This is a genomic window from Streptomyces sp. CB01580 (assembly GCF_001905795.1).
Classification (GTDB): domain Bacteria; phylum Actinomycetota; class Actinomycetes; order Streptomycetales; family Streptomycetaceae; genus Streptomyces.
In genome coordinates, this window is record NZ_LIXJ01000022.1 from 97524 (window position 1) to 115805 (window position 18282).

Annotated in this window: 21 protein-coding genes; 10 read left to right on the forward strand and 11 right to left on the reverse strand. The window is 71.3% G+C overall.

Annotated elements, in window-relative coordinates; all coding sequences use genetic code 11:
* Positions 1–681, reverse strand: a complete 681-nt coding sequence (locus AMK22_RS27330; protein ID WP_073789279.1) for a response regulator transcription factor — start codon at positions 679–681, stop codon at positions 1–3.
* Entirely contained in the window at positions 678–1952 is a 1275-nt protein-coding gene (locus AMK22_RS27335; RefSeq protein ID WP_073789281.1) for a sensor histidine kinase, read from the reverse strand. The genes AMK22_RS27330 and AMK22_RS27335 overlap by 4 nt, the downstream gene beginning before the upstream one ends.
* Positions 1953–2150: 198 nt before the next feature.
* Here AMK22_RS27335 and phoU point away from each other — a divergent pair, with 198 nt between their 5' ends.
* Together phoU and AMK22_RS40210 are read left to right on the forward strand one after the other, a co-directional pair.
* Entirely contained in the window at positions 2151–2828 is a 678-nt protein-coding gene (phoU, locus tag AMK22_RS27340; protein WP_073789282.1) for a phosphate signaling complex protein PhoU, read from the forward strand.
* Positions 2829–3099: 271 nt separating this feature from the next.
* Positions 3100–3249, forward strand: coding sequence for a hypothetical protein (locus AMK22_RS40210; protein WP_199883326.1), 150 nt, complete (start codon positions 3100–3102; stop codon positions 3247–3249).
* A 321-nt stretch (positions 3250–3570) separates the two neighbouring features.
* Here the strand turns inward: AMK22_RS40210 and AMK22_RS27345 are convergent, their stop codons facing one another.
* A complete protein-coding gene (locus AMK22_RS27345; protein ID WP_079186424.1) occupies positions 3571–5001 on the reverse strand; it encodes an MDR family MFS transporter in 1431 nt (476 codons plus the stop codon).
* A 318-nt stretch (positions 5002–5319) separates the two neighbouring features.
* On the opposite strand from AMK22_RS27345, the gene AMK22_RS27350 reads away from it, so the two are divergent.
* Positions 5320–6081 carry a phosphoglyceromutase gene (locus AMK22_RS27350; RefSeq protein ID WP_073789283.1) on the forward strand — a complete coding sequence of 254 codons (762 nt, stop codon included), beginning with the start codon at positions 5320–5322 and terminating at the stop codon, positions 6079–6081.
* Positions 6082–6222: 141 nt separating this feature from the next.
* Here AMK22_RS27350 and AMK22_RS27355 read toward each other — a convergent pair whose 3' ends face one another.
* On the reverse strand, positions 6223–6606 hold the full coding sequence (locus AMK22_RS27355; protein WP_073789284.1) for a hypothetical protein: 384 nt from the start codon (positions 6604–6606) through the stop codon (positions 6223–6225).
* A gap of 191 nt (positions 6607–6797) precedes the next feature.
* Positions 6798–7394 (reverse strand): AAA family ATPase, encoded by a 597-nt coding sequence (locus tag AMK22_RS27360; protein WP_073789285.1) that lies wholly within the window; start codon positions 7392–7394, stop codon positions 6798–6800.
* A gap of 176 nt (positions 7395–7570) precedes the next feature.
* On the opposite strand from AMK22_RS27360, the gene AMK22_RS27365 reads away from it, so the two are divergent.
* Both AMK22_RS27365 and AMK22_RS27370 read left to right on the forward strand, forming a co-directional pair.
* Entirely contained in the window at positions 7571–7819 is a 249-nt protein-coding gene (locus AMK22_RS27365; RefSeq protein ID WP_073789286.1) for a hypothetical protein, read from the forward strand.
* Entirely contained in the window at positions 7816–8058 is a 243-nt protein-coding gene (locus AMK22_RS27370; protein ID WP_073789288.1) for a hypothetical protein, read from the forward strand. The genes AMK22_RS27365 and AMK22_RS27370 overlap by 4 nt, the downstream gene beginning before the upstream one ends.
* Here the strand turns inward: AMK22_RS27370 and AMK22_RS27375 are convergent.
* Positions 8027–8293 (reverse strand): hypothetical protein, encoded by a 267-nt coding sequence (locus AMK22_RS27375; protein ID WP_073789290.1) that lies wholly within the window; start codon positions 8291–8293, stop codon positions 8027–8029. The genes AMK22_RS27370 and AMK22_RS27375 overlap by 32 nt on opposite strands.
* A 107-nt stretch (positions 8294–8400) precedes the next feature.
* On the opposite strand from AMK22_RS27375, the gene AMK22_RS27380 reads away from it, so the two are divergent.
* Complete coding sequence (locus tag AMK22_RS27380; protein ID WP_073789291.1) at positions 8401–9504, forward strand: phosphotransferase family protein; 1104 nt, start codon at positions 8401–8403, stop codon at positions 9502–9504.
* 107 nt (positions 9505–9611) lie between these two features.
* Here AMK22_RS27380 and AMK22_RS27385 read toward each other — a convergent pair whose 3' ends face one another.
* Both AMK22_RS27385 and mshA read right to left on the reverse strand, forming a co-directional pair.
* Positions 9612–10094 carry a YbjN domain-containing protein gene (locus AMK22_RS27385; protein WP_073789349.1) on the reverse strand — a complete coding sequence of 161 codons (483 nt, stop codon included), beginning with the start codon at positions 10092–10094 and terminating at the stop codon, positions 9612–9614.
* A gap of 217 nt (positions 10095–10311) precedes the next feature.
* Positions 10312–11664, reverse strand: coding sequence for a D-inositol-3-phosphate glycosyltransferase (mshA, locus tag AMK22_RS27390; RefSeq protein ID WP_073789293.1), 1353 nt, complete (start codon positions 11662–11664; stop codon positions 10312–10314).
* A gap of 322 nt (positions 11665–11986) precedes the next feature.
* On the opposite strand from mshA, the gene AMK22_RS27395 reads away from it, so the two are divergent.
* From AMK22_RS27395 to AMK22_RS27410, 4 genes are all read left to right on the forward strand, one after another.
* Entirely contained in the window at positions 11987–12766 is a 780-nt protein-coding gene (locus AMK22_RS27395) for a class I SAM-dependent methyltransferase (protein WP_073789295.1), read from the forward strand.
* 450 nt (positions 12767–13216) lie between these two features.
* Positions 13217–14353, forward strand: coding sequence for a C40 family peptidase (locus AMK22_RS27400; RefSeq protein ID WP_073789296.1), 1137 nt, complete (start codon positions 13217–13219; stop codon positions 14351–14353).
* 100 nt (positions 14354–14453) lie between these two features.
* Positions 14454–14666 carry a hypothetical protein gene (locus AMK22_RS27405; RefSeq protein WP_073789298.1) on the forward strand — a complete coding sequence of 71 codons (213 nt, stop codon included), beginning with the start codon at positions 14454–14456 and terminating at the stop codon, positions 14664–14666.
* 257 nt (positions 14667–14923) lie between these two features.
* Positions 14924–16489, forward strand: a complete 1566-nt coding sequence (locus AMK22_RS27410) for a PP2C family protein-serine/threonine phosphatase (protein WP_242434152.1) — start codon at positions 14924–14926, stop codon at positions 16487–16489.
* Here AMK22_RS27410 and AMK22_RS27415 read toward each other — a convergent pair.
* The 3 genes from AMK22_RS27415 to AMK22_RS27425 form a co-directional block, all read right to left on the reverse strand.
* Positions 16471–16803 carry a DUF2516 family protein gene (locus AMK22_RS27415; RefSeq protein WP_073789351.1) on the reverse strand — a complete coding sequence of 111 codons (333 nt, stop codon included), beginning with the start codon at positions 16801–16803 and terminating at the stop codon, positions 16471–16473. The two genes, AMK22_RS27410 and AMK22_RS27415, sit on opposite strands and share 19 nt — an antisense overlap.
* A 222-nt stretch (positions 16804–17025) precedes the next feature.
* Positions 17026–17802 (reverse strand): hypothetical protein, encoded by a 777-nt coding sequence (locus tag AMK22_RS27420; protein WP_073789299.1) that lies wholly within the window; start codon positions 17800–17802, stop codon positions 17026–17028.
* A 27-nt stretch (positions 17803–17829) separates the two neighbouring features.
* Positions 17830–18282 carry a helix-turn-helix domain-containing protein gene (locus AMK22_RS27425; protein WP_073789301.1) on the reverse strand — a complete coding sequence of 151 codons (453 nt, stop codon included), beginning with the start codon at positions 18280–18282 and terminating at the stop codon, positions 17830–17832.

An 18282-nucleotide genomic window follows, 5' to 3' on the forward strand; every position in this document is an offset into this window, starting at 1 on the left:
CTACGGCTCGAACTTGTACCCCAGGCCGCGGACCGTCACCAGGAAGCGCGGCGCGCCGGGGTCCGGCTCGATCTTGGCCCGCAGGCGCTTGACGTGGACGTCGAGGGTCTTGGTGTCGCCCACGTAGTCGGCGCCCCAGACCCGGTCGATGAGCTGCATGCGGGTCAGCACACGGCCCGCATTGCGCAGCAGCATCTCCAGCAGGTCGAACTCCTTGAGCGGCAGGTCGACCTTGCCGCCCGCGACCGTGACGACGTGGCGGTCCACGTCCATCCGGACCGGCCCCGCCTCAAGGGCTGCCGGGGTGACCTCCTCCGGCTCGCCCCGGCGGCGCAGCACGGCGCGGATGCGGGCGACCAGCTCGCGCGAGGAGAAGGGCTTGGTGACGTAGTCGTCGGCTCCTATTTCCAGGCCGACGACCTTGTCGATCTCGCTGTCCTTGGCGGTGACCATGATCACGGGGACGTTGGACCTGCTGCGCAGCTGACGGCAGACCTCGGTGCCGGGCAGGCCCGGCAGCATCAGGTCGAGCAGTACGAGATCGGCGCCGTTGCGCTCGAACTCGTCAAGACCGTCCGGTCCCGTGGCCGCGACGGCGACTTCGAAACCCTCCTTGCGGAGCATGTAGGACAGAGCGTCGCTGAAGGACTCCTCGTCCTCGACGACAAGCACTCGGGTCACGGAAGGACCTCCGGGGCAGGGATTGGTTCAAGGGTGTCGGGGTGAGCGGGTCCATAAGGGCCCTCGTCGCCGTCGGCGACGAGCGGTCCGCCCGAGCTGCGGTCCCGTTCCCGTGCGGGGCCCGCTTCGGGCAGCCGCAGGGTGAAGGTGGAGCCCTGGCCCTCCGAGCTCCAGACCGTGACCTCCCCGCCGTGCGAGGCGGCCACGTGCTTGACGATGGCGAGGCCGAGGCCGGTGCCACCGGTGGCCCGTGAGCGGGCCGGGTCGACGCGGTAGAACCGTTCGAAGACCCGCTCGCGGTCCTTCTCCGAGATGCCGATGCCCTGATCGGTCACCGCGATCTCGATCTGGTCCCCGCCGGGTACGGACACACGCCGGGCGGCGATGCCCACTCGGGTACGGGCGGGGCTGTAGTTGACGGCGTTCTCGACGAGGTTGCCGAGCGCCGCGGCGAGCTGACCGCGGTTGCCCCATATACGGAGCTCCGCGGTGCCACCCGCGGCCATGGTGATCTGCTTCGAGCCGGCCTGCTGGCGGCAGCGGTCGATGGCCTCGGCCACCAGTTCGTCCACGCGTACCGGCTCGGCGTCCTCCAGCGGGTCGTCGTTCTGCACCCGGGAGAGGTCGATGATCTCCTGCACGAGGTTGGTCAGCCGGGTCGCCTCGATCTGCATCCGCCCGGCGAACCGCTCCACCGCCTCCGGATCGTCGGAGGCGTCCAGCACGGCCTCGGAGAGCAGCGAGAGCGCGCCGACCGGGGTCTTGAGCTCATGGCTGACATTGGCGACGAAGTCGCGCCGTACCGCCTCGATGCGGCGGGCCTCGGTGAGGTCCTCGACCAGCAGCAGCACCAGCCGGGAGCCCAGCGGGGCGACCCGGGCGGAGACCGCCAAGGCCTCGCCGCGGCCGGTGCCGCGGCGAGGCAGGTCCAGTTCGACCTGCCTTATCTCGCCGTCCCTGCGGGTGTCCCTGGCCATGTTCAGCATCGCGTCGACGGCGAGCCGCCCTCCCCTGACCAGCCCCAGCGCGTAGGCGGCGGAGCTGGCCTTGACCACGCTGTCGCTCTCGTCGAGCACGACCGCGGAGGAACTGAGCACGGACAGGACCGTGTCCACACCGGGGGGAAGAGCCGCGTTGCTGTCGGGCCGCAGAGAGGTTCGCGTCGGCTTCTTCTGGTCGCGCTCGCTCCAGCGGAACGCGAGCATGGCGATCACGCCGGTACACGCACCGCCGATCGCCGCAGCTGCGGCGACTGCCGCGTTCACGTCCATACGTCAAGGTTATGCGGGTCCGGGAGGACTCTCCCAGCCATCCGGGTGCCTGTCCGAACACTCGTCGCCCAGAGTTCACCGAGGAGCAAGGGACGGTTCACTTGGGCGGCCGGAAGCGGACGCGTACGCCGCCCAAGGTGGCAACGTGGGGCTCACAGCCTGCCCCGGTATTGCACAGAAGACTGGAGAGGGACTTCCATGCGTGACGCCTACCACGAGGAACTCGACTCGATCGGCGAGGGGCTGGTCGAGATGGCCCGGCTCGTCGGGTCGGCGATCGGCCGGGCGACGACGGCCATGCTCGATGCCGATCTCAAGCTCGCGGAGAGCGTGATCGCCGCGGACCAGAAGGTCGACGACCTCCAGCACGACCTGGAGGCCCGGGCCATAGCCCTGCTCGCGCGCCAGCAGCCGGTGGCGACCGATCTGCGCATCGTGGTCACCTCGCTGCGGATGAGCGCCGACCTGGAGCGCTCGGGCGACCTCGCCCAGCACGTCGCGAAGCTCGCCCGGCTGCGGTTCCCGGAGTCGCCGGTGCCGCACGACCTGCACGCGACGATTCTGGAGATGGGGCAGCTGGCCCAGCGCCTGATGGCCAAGGCGGCCGAGGTGATCATCACGAAGGACGTCGATCTGGCCCTCCAGCTGGAGCAGGACGACGACGAGATGGACCTGCTGCACCGCACCCTGTTCCAGCACCTGATGGACGACCGCTGGAAGCACGGCATCGAGACCGCCGTCGACGTGACGCTCCTCGGCCGCTACTACGAGCGCTTCGCGGACCACGCGGTGTCGGTCGCCAAGCGTGTGGTCTATCTGGTGACGGGCGAGCACGCGGACGAGATCCAGCAGCAGGCCCCGGTGGAGGGCGCGTAAGGGAGGGCGCGAACCGGACGGGGTGCCCGGCGGAAGCTCTGAGGGGCGGAAGCTCTGAGGGGCGGAAGCTCTGAGGGGCGGACGGGTCCGGATGCGGGGCGGCGTGCGCGGTCGCATTTCGATCGCACACGCGTTCTGCACGTGTGCGCCGTTGATGCGCCCGCCCCTGTGGGCGTCCAATGGGACGGGGCGGCACGCCTTGTCCGTACGCCCCGGCCGTGCGTACGTCGCTGTCGGCGCACGGCCCTGTCGTACGCCTTGAGGAGGAACCATGGCCGATTCCCCCACGACCGACCCCCGGCAGGAAACCCCCGCCGACGCGGTGCACCTGCCCCTGCTCGGCGCCTGTGGCTGCGGCTCGGGCTGCGGCTGCGGCTGCCAGTCCGGCGCCCCGTGCCAGTGCGGCGGCTGCTGCGGCTGACCGAGGCCGCCCAGCAGTGACGGGCGCGCGCCCCGCGCGGAGTGTTACGTCTCCGCGCGGGGCGCCGCTGTGTGTGACACAGCCGTGTGTCACAGCCGTGCAAATCGTGGACGCGTGCGCCGGGGGCGTGTGGGCTGTGGGCGTGTGCGCCGTGGGCATGTGCGCCGTGGGCATGTGGGCTGTGGGCGTGTGCGCCGTGGGCATGTGCGCCGTGGCATGTGCGCCGTGTCTTCATGGGCCGTGGCAGTACGCACGCCCCGCATGTGTCATGGGTCATGCGTCACGGACCATGCGCCGCGTCGCACCCCGGACGGCAGGCGCTCAGCCGCTCTCCACGGACAGGTGCTCGGACGCCGACGGGGTGGCCGAACCGTTGCGCGCGCCTCCCTCGCTCGCGACGCACTCGACACGCCCGGTGCTCTCGACACGCTCGGAACTCCCGGCGCTCCCGCTCCCGCCGTTCCCCGCCCGGACGCCCGCCGCCCCGGCCCCGGCACCGCCGTCGAGCGTCGCCGCGGACTCCTCTTGAAGGTTCCGCATCAGCAGCCAGTAGCCGAGCGCGGCACCGGTGCCCAGTACCGCACACGCCCCCCACAGCCACTGCGCCCCGAAGCGGTCGATGACCTGGCCCGACATCAGGGGCGCGACCAGCGCCGCGGCGGACCAGGACATCGTGTACATGCCCTGGTACCGGCCGCGGCCCCGGGCCGGCGAGAGCCGGACGACCAGGCCGGTCTGGATGGGCGAGTTGACGATCTCGGCGATCGTCCAGACGCAGATGCTCAACGCGTAGACGGCGACGGACCCGGCGAACGCGGTCAGCCCGAATCCGTATCCCGCCAACAGGGAGGACACGACGAGCAGCCGACGGGGGTCCCGGTGCTCGATGAAACGGGTGACCGGGATCTGGAGCACCACGATCAGCACACCGTTGACGGCGATGGCGGTGCCGAAGTCGGAGCTGGAGAACCCGTCCGCACCCATGGCCACCGGCAGGCCCACATATCCCTGCTGGAAGATCAGAGCGATGACGAAGGACAGCCCGACAACGCTCATGAACCGGCCGTCGCGCAGCACGGTGGAGAGCCGCACCTCGTCCGCGCGCCCGGCAACCGTCCGGCCGGGCGCCCCGTCCTTCCCGGACCACGTCTCGGGCCCGGGCCGCGACTCGGGCACCTTGGCGAAGACGACGACGGCACAGATCAGCGTCATCGCGGCCTCGCCCAGGAACCCGGCGAGATAGCTGTACTCGGCGACGAATCCGGCCCCGGCCGACGAGACGGCGAAGCCGAGGTTGATCGCCCAGTAGTTGAGCGAGAAGGCCCTGACCCGGTCCTCGGGCCGCACGATGTCGGCCATCATGGCCTGGACGGCGGGCCGCGAGGCGTTGCTGGCCATGCCGACGACGAAGGCGACGGCGGCGATCGCCACCGGATCGACCATGAATCCGAGCACGGCCACGGACACGGCGGTCGAGGTCTGTGCGATCAGCATGGTGGGCCGACGCCCCAGCCGGTCCGTCATCACCCCGGCCCCGAGCGCGGACACGACCCCGCCGAGGCCGTGCAGCGCGGCCACCAGACCGGCGTACGAGGCGGAGTAGCCCCGCTCCAGGGTGAGGTAGAGCGCCATGAACGTGGCGACGAACGCTCCCAGACGGTTGACCAGCGTGCTGATCCACAGCCACCAGAACTCCCGGGGGAGCCCGGACACGGACTCCTGCAGAGCCCGTCTGACACCGGCGACAGACATGCGGAATCCCCCAGAGAAGTACGACGGAGCGAACACCACCGGTAAGAGGCCCGGCGGCGAACCGAACATTACGGTCACCGGATTCCGGATCGCCAGTCGATTGACGCGCCCCGTCAATCGACGCGCTCCTCTCCCGCCCCGAGCGCGCACCGCCCCCGTCCGCCCCGGCTCCGAACCCGGCGAGGGACTCCGACCCGGTCCTGGTCAGGGGCCGAGTCCGCCCTGGTCAGGGGCCTGGACAGGTGTTGACCCACCCCTGGCCGTCCGCCCTGTGACCGTCCGCGCGGCGCTCACGGGGCTTCGATTACGCTCGGAGCCATGGCCGACGCACCGTACAAGCTGATCCTCCTCCGTCACGGCGAGAGCGAGTGGAACGCGAAGAACCTGTTCACCGGTTGGGTGGACGTCAACCTCACGGAGAAGGGCGAGAAGGAGGCTGTCCGCGGCGGTGAGCTGCTGAAGGACGCCGGTCTGCTCCCCGACGTGCTGCACACCTCCCTCCAGAAGCGCGCCATCCGCACCGCGCAGCTCGCGCTGGAGTCCGCGGACCGCCACTGGATCCCCGTCCACCGCTCCTGGCGCCTGAACGAGCGCCACTACGGCGCCCTCCAGGGCAAGGACAAGGCGCAGACGCTCGCCGAGTTCGGCGAGGAGCAGTTCATGCTCTGGCGCCGCTCGTACGACACCCCGCCGCCCGCCCTCGAGGACGGCACCGAGTTCTCCCAGAGCGACGACGCCCGTTACGCGACGATCCCGCCGGAGCTGCGCCCGCGCACGGAGTGCCTCAAGGACGTCGTCGTCCGCATGCTTCCGTACTGGTACGACGGCATCGTCCCGGACCTCCTCGCCGGCCGCACGGTCCTGGTCGCCGCCCACGGCAACAGCCTCCGGGCCCTCGTCAAGCACCTCGACGGCATCTCCGACGCCGACATCGCGGGCCTGAACATCCCGACCGGCATCCCGCTCTTCTACGAACTGGACGCCGACTTCCGCCCCGTGAAGCCGGGCGGCACTTACCTCGACCCGGAGGCCGCGAAGGCCGCCATCGAGGCCGTGAAGAACCAGGGCAAGAAGAAGTAGCCACTGGGCTCCGACAGCCCCCGTCCGCAGTTCGCCGCGGGCGGGGGCTCGTCGTCGTACGCGGCCGGCTCCGGCGGGAGGCGTCGCGCGTGCCGTCTCCTCCGGTCCTGCGTCAGCCCTCCGTCCGTCCCCGTCCGGGAGTCAGTCGAGGCCGCCGAGCTCGGCGCCGAGCTCCGCGTCGCGCATGCCCGGCAGGGCGTACCCCTCGTTCTCGTCCCACGGGACGTCGACGTCGTCCATGTGCACGTGCCACTCCGCCCCGCCCACGGCGCGGCGCAGCTCGGTGACGGAGTCGAGCACGTGGGTGAGCACCGGCAGCCATCTGTCCGGATCGCTCGGCAGTTTGGTGGATCCCGCGAGGATCTCGCCGTCCTCGTCGCCACCCAGGTCGTAGAGGTGGAGGTCTTCCTCGTCGTCGTACGGGAACGACGCCGTGCGGGCGGCGACGACACGCTCGACCGCGGCGGTCTCGGGGCCGGTCAACGGCTCCGACCGACGGGCGCTGTAGTACACGGAAACGCTCATGACCCGAGCGTACGACGGAGGTGTGACAACGCCGGGCGGGCGAACGGGCCGGGACCGGGGCGGTTCCGGGAACGGGGGACGGCTCCGGAACCGGGGCGACTACGGGACCGGGACGGGGGTGCGGGGGACGTCGGTGGTCGGTCCGGCCGGTGGCCGCGTGGTCGCGCCCCCGGCCGCGGGGGTCTTCGCTCCTATGCCAACGCCTGTCCCACGCGCGCCGCAAGGGTGTTCCAGGGACGGCACGGGACGACCGGCAGTCCGTGGTGGGCCGCCTGGGCGGCGAGCCAGTGCGAGTACGCGGCGCTGACCTGAGCCCGGTGCCGCTGCTCGCCGTTGCCCGGCTCCCGGGAGGCGTAGTTGGCGGTGATCCGGTCCGGGTCCTCCTCGTGCAGGAACACCGCCCGTACGCGGTGCCCGGAGCCGGCACCGCGGTTGATCGCCGTCGCGGCCACGGCCGGGGTGAGGTAATCACCCTCGATCACTGCGGGGGCGTCGACGGTCAGGCGGTTGTCGACCACGCCCAGCACCGCGGGTTCCAGGGCACGGGCGGTGGCGATCTGAAGGTCGAGCACCTCGTCGACAGCGAGCCGGGAGGTGTCGGGGATGTCGTCGAAGTGATGGACGGCGGGGTGGTGTTCGGCCGTCGTCATCGCCTCGACCGCGCCGACCACGTCGTCGAACTCGACCACGAACGCCGGGCGTTCGGCGGCGAGCCGCGCGGCCAGTCGGCTCTTGCCGATGCCTGACGCCCCACCAACCAGCAATATGTCCCATGATGTTCCTGTCATGGGACGAACGTATCGTGCGGTCCCCGGGCCCGCCCCGGCACCTGGCGCTACCGTGAGGCCGAGCAACGGTCCGTGTGCGGGCGGGAGTCCACTCGTGCGGGGTCGCAGCCGCGCGAGTGCGGTACGGGCCCCGGGCGGGCCGTGCGCGGAGAGCAAGGAGAGCGGGGAGAGCAACCATGGGCGAGCCCCTGAAGACCTTCGTCGGCGGCGCCGAAGTCGACGTGCCCAACAGCATTCCGGCCATCCGTGCCGCGCTGCCCGAGGAGAGACGCGAGGAGTTCGACCGCGCCATCAACGACGCCGGGGTGGGCGAGATCCAGGCGGTCATGCGCCACTGGATGCTGGAGGCCGTACCCGATCCGGAGGCCGAGAAGATCCTGGACCGACTGGCGCAGGACGAGGCCGAGAGGCGGACCGTCGCTTGAGTTTCCGCATCTCCTACGCCCCGCCCGCCGACGACACCCTGGCCAAGATGCGTGACGGCGAGGTCTTCCGGGACGAGATGGCCCGCACCCTGGGCCGGGACCCGTACGGGCACGGGTCCACCGCCGTCAAAAGCGAGCGCGACCGCCGCGAGGCGACGGTCGCCGGGGCCATCGTGCTCTATTACGTGTCCGGGTCGGTCCTGATCGTCACGGTGGTGAGGCTCGTCCCGCTGCCGTGAACGACCGGACCGGCCCCGGCCCTTCCGAGAACGAGGCGAACGAGGCGAACGAGGCACCCTGACGCATGCCCACCGGCTTGAGCTGCATCTCCTCCCCGCCAGCAGCCATCTCCACGGTCCGGGCGGCTGCTTCCTCGCAGCCGCTGACCTGCGCCTCGGTGACCTTGGTGACCTTGTTCTTGGTACCGACCGCCGTGAACGCGAACCCGTCCGCGCAATTTTGTTCGTTGATCAATCAAGCTGGGAAAACGGTGCGATCGTGACGACGCTGTGATCACGCCGTGAATGAGCTGTTCGTCACCGCGACGCGCAGAAATCACGACTCAGGGGGCAAACCCACTCATGACGAACGATGACCCGACCCCCGTCGTGCTGCGGTCGGTCGGTCTGAGGGAGGACCGGATCGCCACCCTCACACGTCTCGCCGGAGGCACCTTCAACACCGTCACCCGGGTCACCCTCACCAACGGCGACGATTGGGTGGTCAAGGTCCCACCGCCCGCGATCGACGGGACCTTGATGAGCCATGAGCGCGATCTGCTGGTCAACGAGGTCGAGTTCTACACCTGCGCAGCCGGTACGGCACCAGTGCCGCGCGTGCTCCACAGCCAACTCGACCCGGTGTCGCCGACCGGCCCGTACCTGATCGCGTCGGCACTTCCGGGACGCCCCTGGAGTGACGTCGCCGACGACATCGCCGCCCATGACGCTGCCGCCACGCGCCCCGCGGCACCGGACGCCTCCGGTCCAGGCACCGCCGCACCGGGAGCCTCTGTTCCCGACGCCTCCGCTCCGGGCGCCGAGGAGCATCGGCTCAGGAACGAGCTGGGCAGGATCGTCGGGCGTACGCACTCCCTCACGGGCTCCGGCGGATTCGGCTACCCGGGGCAGGCGCTGGGCCCGCTGTCCGCGACCTGGCGGCAGGCGTTCACCGCGATGACCGACGCCGTCCTCGCCGACGCGGACACCTACCGGGCCCGGCTGCCGCGCCCGACGGCGGACATCCGCGCGCTGCTCGCCGCCGCGTCGCCCGTCCTCGACGACGTCACCCGGCCCGCCCCGGTCCACTTCGACCTGTGGCGGGGCAACCTCCTCGTCGACGGCGAGCCGGGCGCCCGCTCCCTCGGCGGGATCGTCGACGGCGAGCGGATGTTCTGGGGCGACCCGGTCGCCGACTTCGTGTCACTCTCCCTCTTCGCGGCCCCGGAGGACGACGAGGATCTCCTCACCGGGTACGCCGAGGGCAGCGGACAGCCGATGGTGTTCGACGCGTCCGCACGACTGCGGCTCGCGCTCTACCGCTGCTATCTCTACCTGATCATGCTGGTGGAGACCGTCCCGCGCCGAGTCCCCCGGGAGCAACTGGACTGGACGTGGCGGGAGGTCGGTCCACAACTCGTGCGGGCCCTGGGCGACGTGGAATCGGCGCTGCGGTCGGGGGACTGAGCCCAGCGGGCCCGGTTCGACCTGTCAGCCGGTCAGCCGGTTGGACATTTGGGCTCTTGGGCAGTTGGCCGGTCGAGCGGCCGGCCGGACGGCCGTTTCGCCGGACGTCAGCGTTCCGGACGTTGGGTCAGGTGTCTGAAGGCTTCCAGGTTCCGCGTGGACTCGCCGCGCGACACCCGCCATGCGTACTCCTTGCGGATCGCGCTCGCGAACCCCAGTTCCAGCAAGGTGTTGAACGAGCCGTCGGCCGCCTCCAGGACCGTACCGAGCAGCCGGTCCAGTTCCTGCGGCGTGACCACGGAGAGCGGCAGTTTGCCGACGAGATAGATGTCGCCGAGCCCGTCGACCGCGTAGCTCACACCGAAGAGGCGGAGGTTGCGTTCCAGCAACCATCGGTGGACCGCCGGCTCGTTCTCGTCCGGGTGCCGGATGACGAAGGCGTTGAGGGAGAGCGAGTGCCTGCCGACCCGCAGCGAACAGGTGGTGGACAGCTTGCGCGTGCCGGGCAGCTTGACGACGTAACTTCCGGGTTCCGGGCTCTCCCATTCGAGCTCGGCGTCCTTCAGCGCCGCCTCGATGATCCGCGCCATCGGTGCGGCCTCCGCGACCTGCGTGGCCGGTGCGGCCTGCGCGGTCTCTCCCGGCTGTGCGGCCTGCGTGGCCTCTCCCGGTTGCGCGGCCCGCGCGGTCCGTTCCGACGGCGTGGTCTGCGTGGCCTGCTCCTGCCGTTCGTCCTGCTCCGGCCGCCCGCCCCGCGCCGTCACGTCGGCCATCGCCGCATCAGCCGTCGTCGCTTCCTCGGGTACGTCAGCCATGGTGCGAGCGTACGCGACGGCGGCGCGCGTGCATCGCGGCCATATACACGTCGGCGGTCGCCGACGCGGCGGTGTCCCAGCCGAAGCCCTGCGCGTGGGCCGACGCCGCCGCGCCCATCCGTGCGACCAGGTCCGGCGCGTCCGCGAACCGGGCCAACGCCTCCGCGTACGCCGCCGGTTCGCGCCCCGGTATCAGGAAGCCGGTGATCCCGTCGCGCACCGCCACCGGGAGCCCGCCCACGGCCGCCGCGACGACCGGGGTGCCCGCCGCCTGCGCCTCGATCGCGACCAGTCCGAAGGACTCGCTGTGCGAGGGCATGACCAGCACGGACGCGGCCCGGAACCAGTCGGCGAGCTCGTGCTGCCGCACCGGCGGGTGGAACCGTACGACGTCCGCGATGCCCAGCCGCGCCGCCAGCTTCTGCAACCCCTCCGGCTTGGCGAGCCCACTGCCGCTCGGACCGCCGACGATCGGTACGACCATTCGGGTACGCAGCGAGGGATCCCGGTCCAGCAGCACCGCCACGGCCCGCAGCAGCACGTCCGGGGCCTTCAGCGGCTGGATGCGGCCCGCGAAGAGCGGGATCAGGGCCTCCTGGGGCAGTCCGAGGCGGGCCCGGGCCGCGGCGCGCCCGTCGGCCGGGCTGAAGCAGTCCAGGTTGACCCCGGGGTGGACGACGGCGACGGAACCGGGGTCGGCGGCGTAGAAACGGATCAGTTCGTCCGCCTCCTCGGCCGTGTTCGCGATCAGCCGGTCGGCCGCGTCGACGATCTGGGTCTCGCCGATGACGCGGGCGGCGGGCTCCGGTGTGTCGCCCTCCGCGAGTGCCGCGTTCTTGACCTTGGCCATGGTGTGCATGGCGTGGACGAGCGGAACGCCCCAGCGCTGGGCTGCGAGCCAGCCGACGTGGCCGGAGAGCCAGTAGTGGGAGTGGACCAGGTCGTAGTAGCCGGGGCGCTGGCCGGCCCACGCCTGCATGACTCCGTGCGTGAAGGCGCAGAGCTGGGCGGGCAGCTCCTCCTTGGCGAGCCCTTCGTACGGTCCCGCGTCGACGTGCCGGACCAGGACGCCGGGCGCCAGATCGACCGCCGGGGGCAGACCGCCGGTGGTGGACCGGGTGAAGATCTCGACCTCGATGTTGATCGCGGCCAGGCGCCTCGCCAGCTCCACGATGTAGACGTTCATGCCGCCCGCGTCGCCCGTTCCGGGCTGGTGCAGGGGCGAGGTGTGCACGGAGAGCATTGCGATACGGCGCGGCTTGCGGTGACCGCCGGGGAAGGCCGCGGGAAACCTGAGACGCGGCGCCACACGACTGCTGCCGAGCCGGGAGACGTACTGACTCACGTCGTCCGGTCCTCCTCACTCAGGGCACGACACGGAGGGACCGAGCCCCTCCCGCGGGGGGAAACAGCGGAACCTCTCCTTTCATTTCCGCTTTACCAAATCATTACGAACTTCGCGGCCCGGCCTCGCATCAGATGCCCGTGTCGCATGCCCAGTGCCCCACGCCGGTGCCACATGCCTGGTGCCACGTGCCTCACGCCTCACGCCTCACGCCTCACGCCTTCAAGGCGCGTGGGCGCCTCCCGCTGCCGCCCGCCACCCAGGCCCCGCTGTCCCCTACTCCCCCGACGTCCACCGACCGGCGGTCGTTACGCTCGCTGTCATGCGCCCCATCGGCACCGCGACCCGCGGGACCACCAACCCGAACCGGCTCCGCCGCATGGACCGCTGGATCGCCGCCGCCCACGGCCCGGCCCTGCGCCGCGCGGACGCCCCCCTCGCCGTCGATCTCGGGTACGGGGCCGCCCCCTGGACGGCCGTCGAACTGCTCCAGCGCCTGCGCACCGCCGAGCCGCGCGCCGAGGTGGCCGGCATCGAGATCGCCCCGGAACGGGTCGCGGCGGCGAAGCCGTACGTACGCGATGGCCTCACCTTTCTGCACGGCGGCTTCGAGATCCCGGTCCCCCGCCGCCCCGACCTCATCCGGGCGGCGAACGTGCTGCGCCAGTACGACGAGGGCGAGGTGGCGGAGGTCTGGCGGCGACTGTGCGCCCGCCTCGCGCCGGGCGGGCTGCTGGTGGAGGGGACCTGCGACGAGATCGGACGTCGGCACGTATGGGTGGCGCTCGGGCCGGAGGGCCCGCGCACGGTGACATTCGCGACCCGGCTCGGCTCCCTGGACCGCCCCTCCGACCTCGCGGAACGCCTGCCCAAGGCGCTGATCCACCGCAATGTGCCGGGCGAACCGGTCCACGCCTTCCTGCGCGACTTCGACCGGGCATGGGCCGCGGCCGCCCCGTATGCGGCGCTCGGCGCCCGGCAGCGCTGGATCACGGCGGTACGGGCGCTGTCGGCCGACTGGCCGCTGACGGACGGGGTACGGCGCTGGCGCCAGGGCGAGGTCACGGTGCGGTGGACCGCGCTCCGACCCGACACGTATTGAGACACGCATGCTGAGAGACGCCTACTGGGACACGCGTTCTGAAACGCGAGCACTGAGACGCCGACACTGAGGCGTGAGCGCTGAGACGCCGACACTGAGGCGTGAGCGCTGAGACGCCGACACTGAGGCGTGAGCGCTGAGACGCCGACACTGAGGCGTGAGCGCTGAGACGCCGGCACTGAGGCGTGAGCGCTGAGACACGCGTGCTGAGACACGTTCTGAACCGGCAGCCCGGTAGGCACGGGGGTCCGTCTCCGCGGCCCGGCGCGCACCGACTTCGCAACCGAGCGCCCCCGGCGCGTGCGCGTATTGCCAACATTTCGGCCCGATCTGTGTGATGGTCGGAACAGCATGTGTGGGCCTCTGTTGCTTTTCGGGACGGCGTGGCACGATCGCGCCGTCGACGAATAGTTACTGACGGTTAATCAAGTGCTTTCGGAGGGGGATCATGTGAACCGACGTCACTGTGCCGCAGCCGCGATCACTCTGGTCTGTGCGCTGACCGTGCTCACCGCGCCGGTCGAGGCGTTCGCCGCGCCCTCCCCGCCGTCCCCCGCCGCATCACGGCACGCGTCGGACTCCAAAAACCCCGTCGGACCCGGGACCGGGGCGAAGACGAAGGCGACGAAGCCGTCGAAGGCGTCGGAGCCGAAGAAGAACCTCGAAGAGGTACGCGAGGAGATCGAGGCCCTCTACCGCAAGGCGGGTGCGGCCACCGACGCGTACAACCTCGCCGTCGAGAAGGCCAAGAAGCAGTCCAACGAGATCGTCAGGCTGGCCCGGGCCATCGTCGTGGGGCGGGCGAAGATCACCGAGCTCAAGAGCCAGGCGGGCGCCCAGGCCCGCGAGCAGTACCGCAGCGGGGGGCTGCCGCCCGGGGCGCAGCTGATGCTGAGCGACGATCCACAGCTGTTCCTGGACGGGGTGAACCGGGTGCGGGAGGGCCAGCAGGCCGCCCGCGGCGTCCTCGGTGAACTGACCAGGACCCAGCAGAACCTGGAGACGTACAGCAAGGACGCGACCACCAACTGGGAGAAGCTCGAAGCCAACCGCCTGAAGCAGGCCGAGGCCAAGAAAGAGATCAAGGAACAGATAGCGGCGGCGAAAAAGCTGGAATCCCAGCTCGAGAAGGAGGAGCGGGCCCGGCTGCTCAAGCTGGAGCAGGAAGCCGCGTACAAGATGCAGACGGCGTGGCTCAGCTCCGGTGCTTTGAAGGACATCAACCGCGAGGCGAGTGCGAGCGGGAAGAAGGCGTTGGCCTTCGCGACCGCGCAGATCGGCAAGCCGTACGTGTGGGGCGCCGAGGGGCCCGACTCCTACGACTGCTCGGGGCTGACGTCGCAGGCGTGGGCCGCGGCCGGCCGGCCCATCCCGCGCACCTCTCAGGAACAGTGGCGGCTGCTGCCGCGCGTCGCCATCAAGGACATGCGCCCCGGCGACCTGATCATCTATCACGACGACGCCAGCCACGTGGGGATGTACGTCGGCGACGGCGCCATCGTCCACGCCCCACGCCCCGGCCGCGATGTCACGCTGGCGGGCGCGGGTTCGATGCGGATACTCGGCGTGGTCCGCCCGGACAAGTAGGACGCCGCCTGGGGACGGGAGAGGGACGAGAGCCACTGCCCCCCGCCCATGTGCACGGTCGCGCCCGTGTGCACCGCCCCGTCCGTGCACGGTGGCGCCCATGTGCACGGTCACGCCCGAGGTGCACCACCCCGCCCGTTTGCGCCATCGCGCCGAAGCGACCCACCGGCCCGGGACCGCGCGCCTCGCTCCGGTGACCCATCTCACCGGGGTGACGCGCGCCACCAGGGAGCTCACGCGCTTCGTGGTGGGCTGCGTCACCGAGCGGCTCACTTGTTTCACGGTGACGCGCGCCACCTCCGCGCCCACGTGAGCTTTCTCATGCGCGGTCGCCCGCCCCCGGTTCCCGTCCCGGCGCTCCCCGCCGGATCCGTGACGGGACGCGGCTTATGGCCGGGCGGACGCGGCCCGCGACCCGGCGCATGACCGGACATACGACAGACGCATGACGGCGGGCGGTCGCGGTACGCCATTCCGTTTCCCCACCGCGGCCCGCTATCGTCCCGGTCTGGCGGTTCGTCGTTCGTCGTCCCGCCACACCCTCGGGGGGAGGGAAGGAATCCCGAACCGATGCCCGTACCCGAACCGCAGGAGCAGACCCCGCTCGCTGCGGAGACCTCCCCCGCCACCGGCCTCACCCTTCTGGTGATCGAGGACGACCCCGCGGGCACCTTCACCGTCCCCGAACTCCCGGCCTCGGCGGGCACCCGGATACGTGTCCGGACCGCCCGCAACCTGACCGAGGCGGACCGGCTCCTCACGGACGACGTGGACTGCATCCTGCTCGACCTGGCCCTACCGACCGGCGCCGAGGCACGCGCCGCCCGCGCCACCCACACCGGGAACGTCCGCGGAACGACCGGGTCCGCCCAGGGAGCGACGGGCCCCGCGGAGGCCGCAGGAGCCGAGGGCACGGGCGTGGACGCGCTCGCCATGCTCCGGCACGTCCTGCGACTGGCCCCGCGCCACGCCGTCCTCGCCCTGACCGCGCGGGACGACACCGAGCTGGCCGCCGAGGCGGTACGGGTCGGCGCCCAGGACTACCTCTTCCGCGGCGAACTCGACGGGCGGCTGCTCAGTCGCGCCATCCGGTACGCCGTCGAACGCAAGCGCGCCGACCTCGCACAGCACCAGCTCACCGAGTCCCGGCTGCACGCCCAGGAGAACGCCCGTCTCGAACGCGGGCTGCTCCCCACCCCTCTGCTCGTGGGCTCCGACCTGCGCTTCGCGGCCCGCTACCGCCCTGGCCGCAGCCGCGCACTGCTCGGCGGCGACTTCTACGACACGGTCCGCACCCCCGACGGAACCGTCCACGCGATGATCGGCGATGTCTGCGGCCACGGCCCGGACGAAGCGGCGCTCGGTGTCGAACTGCGCATAGCCTGGCGGGCGTTGACCCTGGCCGGACTCTGCGGCGACGAGCTGCTCGCCACGCTCCAGCAGGTCCTGGAGCACGAACGACACAGCGAGGAGGTCTTCGCGACGCTCTGCGCCGTCGACATCGCCCCCGACGGCCGGCGCGCCGGTCTCTGCATCGCGGGCCATCCCGCCCCGCTGCTCGCCCGGCACGGACGGGCCGCACATCTGCTCCCGTGCGAGGACGGCGGACCGGCCCTGGGCCTGCTGCCGCGGGCCCGGTGGCCGCGTCGGCAGGTGGACCTCGGCGGCTCCTGGAGCCTGATGATGTACACGGACGGGCTGATCGAAGGACGCGTCGGCGAGGGCACCCGACGGCTCGGCCAGGACGGCATGGTCGCGATGATCAACCAGCAGCTGGCCGAGGGACTCACCGGCGAGGACCTGCTGGAGGCCGCGGTCGCCCGCGTGCGTCAGCTGAACGGCGACGAGCTGACCGACGACGTGGCGGTCCTGCTGCTCGACCGCGACCAGGAACGGATCCGCCGGTACACGGGATCCGGCTTGGGCGCGTACACCAGCCGTGGCCCCGCCCCGTACTCCGACCACTACTCCGACCACGGTCCTGGTGGCGGACGGGACCCGAACGGCGGCCGGAATCCGAGCGGTGGCCCGAACGAGGGCGGGGGCCGGGCCATGAACATCCCGCGCCCCCGCCCCGGTTCGGCCTCACCCACGAACGCGGCGGGCGCCGCGTCCGGTCAGCGCCCGCCGTTGTAGGGCCCGTACGGCCCGTCGCTGCTGGAACCGCCGCGCCGGCCGCCACCCGAGACCGCCCTGAGCGCGGGCCGCACGTCCACCAGGAACACGATGGACGCGACCAGACCGGCGAGCTGGAGGAACAGCATGGGGACGAAGAGATTCACGGCGACGGCGACACCGAGGATGATGAGCCAGAAGGACTTCTGCTGCTTGTCCGCGGCCCGGTAGGCGTCCTCACGGGCCATCGCCGCCATGACCAGCGCGACCACGGCCAGGACGAGCATGGCCATGTAGAGCAGCCAGATGAGTGTGCTGAATCCTGTGAGCAACATGGTGTGCACCGCCTAGTCGATGGATGAGCCCCTCGCGGCCAAGGTACCGGGGCAACGAGCCGGGCACCCCGAAAAATGCCCGCCCCGGCCGCCGGTACACGCGGCGGTGCCACGGCACCGCAGCCTGCGGCCCGTGGCACCGGGGTCCTGCTTCACGCCGGGGTTCCGCTTCGTACCGGGGGTTCTGTCTCGCCCCGGGAGTCCTGCCTCGCCCCAGGGGCCCTACTTCGCGCTCGGCGGAGGCGTCCGCTTGGCAGCGGACTTGCGCGCGGGCGCCTTCTTGGCGGACGCGGCCGGAGCCTTGCCCTCCGCCCCCGCGGCCTTCGGGGTGGGCGTCGCCTTGGCCTGTCCCGCCCGGTCGGCCGATGCCGTCCGCGAGGTGCCCGTGGTCCCGGCGGACCTGGTACCCGCGGGCCTGGTCCCCGCAGACGCGGTCCCGGCCGACTTGGAGCCCGCGGCCCCGGTCGCAGTGGCGTTGGCGCCGTTTGCCTTGGCCCCGGTCGCGTGGGTACCGGTCGCCCTGGTCCCGGCCGGCTTGGACTCCTTGCGCGGCTCGACGACGACGGCGATCTCGACGATCTCGTCGGCCGTCTCGCCCCGCCAGTTCCGCACGGTCCGCTCGCCGCGCTCGGCGACCTTCTCGTACGTCTCCCGGGCCCGCACCGCGTACTCCGCCGCCACGCCCAGGCTGCGCATCGCGAGGTCCTGGGCGCTCTCGCCCAGCTTCCGCAGATCGCTGTCGAACGCCCCGATCACCTCGCCGACCTTGGCCTGCACGGTGGCCTGTGCCTCCTTGGCCTGGGTCGCCATCTTCTCCTGCACGACCTTGGGGTCGGTGTTGCGCATCGCCTCGATGCGCTCCGGCGCCTCGGCACGCAGCTGCTCGATCAGCGCCGGAACCTTGCGCGCCTGCTCGACGGCGAGGTCGGCCGTACCGGCGGCGAAGTAGAGGGGGGTCGGGTCGGTGAGGGTCTTGCGCAGGTCATCGGTGATGGGCATGACTGTGGTCCTCCCGGATCATCAGACTCAGTGTGAGGGTTTTGAGGGTTTTGACCTCGAAACCGGGCCGGCGTCCTTCCCGTCGTCGCCCGTCTGCGGGCCGTCGGTGCCGTCACCGGATCCAGGTCCGGGCTCGAACCCGTTCTCCTTGCGGAAGGCGTCGTAGATCTGCAGCAGCACGCTCTTCTGCCGCTCGCTGATGAACGGATCGGACAGGATCGACGCCCACGTCTCCGACTCCTCCCGCTCCCGCTCCTCCAGAATCCCGGCCCGTACGTACAGGGTCTCGGCGGAGATCCGCAGGGCCTTGGCGACCTGCTGCAGGACCTCGGCGCTCGGCTTGCGCAGCCCGCGCTCGATCTGGCTGAGGTAGGGATTGGACACCCCGGCGGCATCGGCGAGCTGCCGCAACGACAACTGCGCGTTGCGCCGCTGTTCGCGCAGGTACTCACCGAGATTGCCGACGTTGAGCGATGCCAT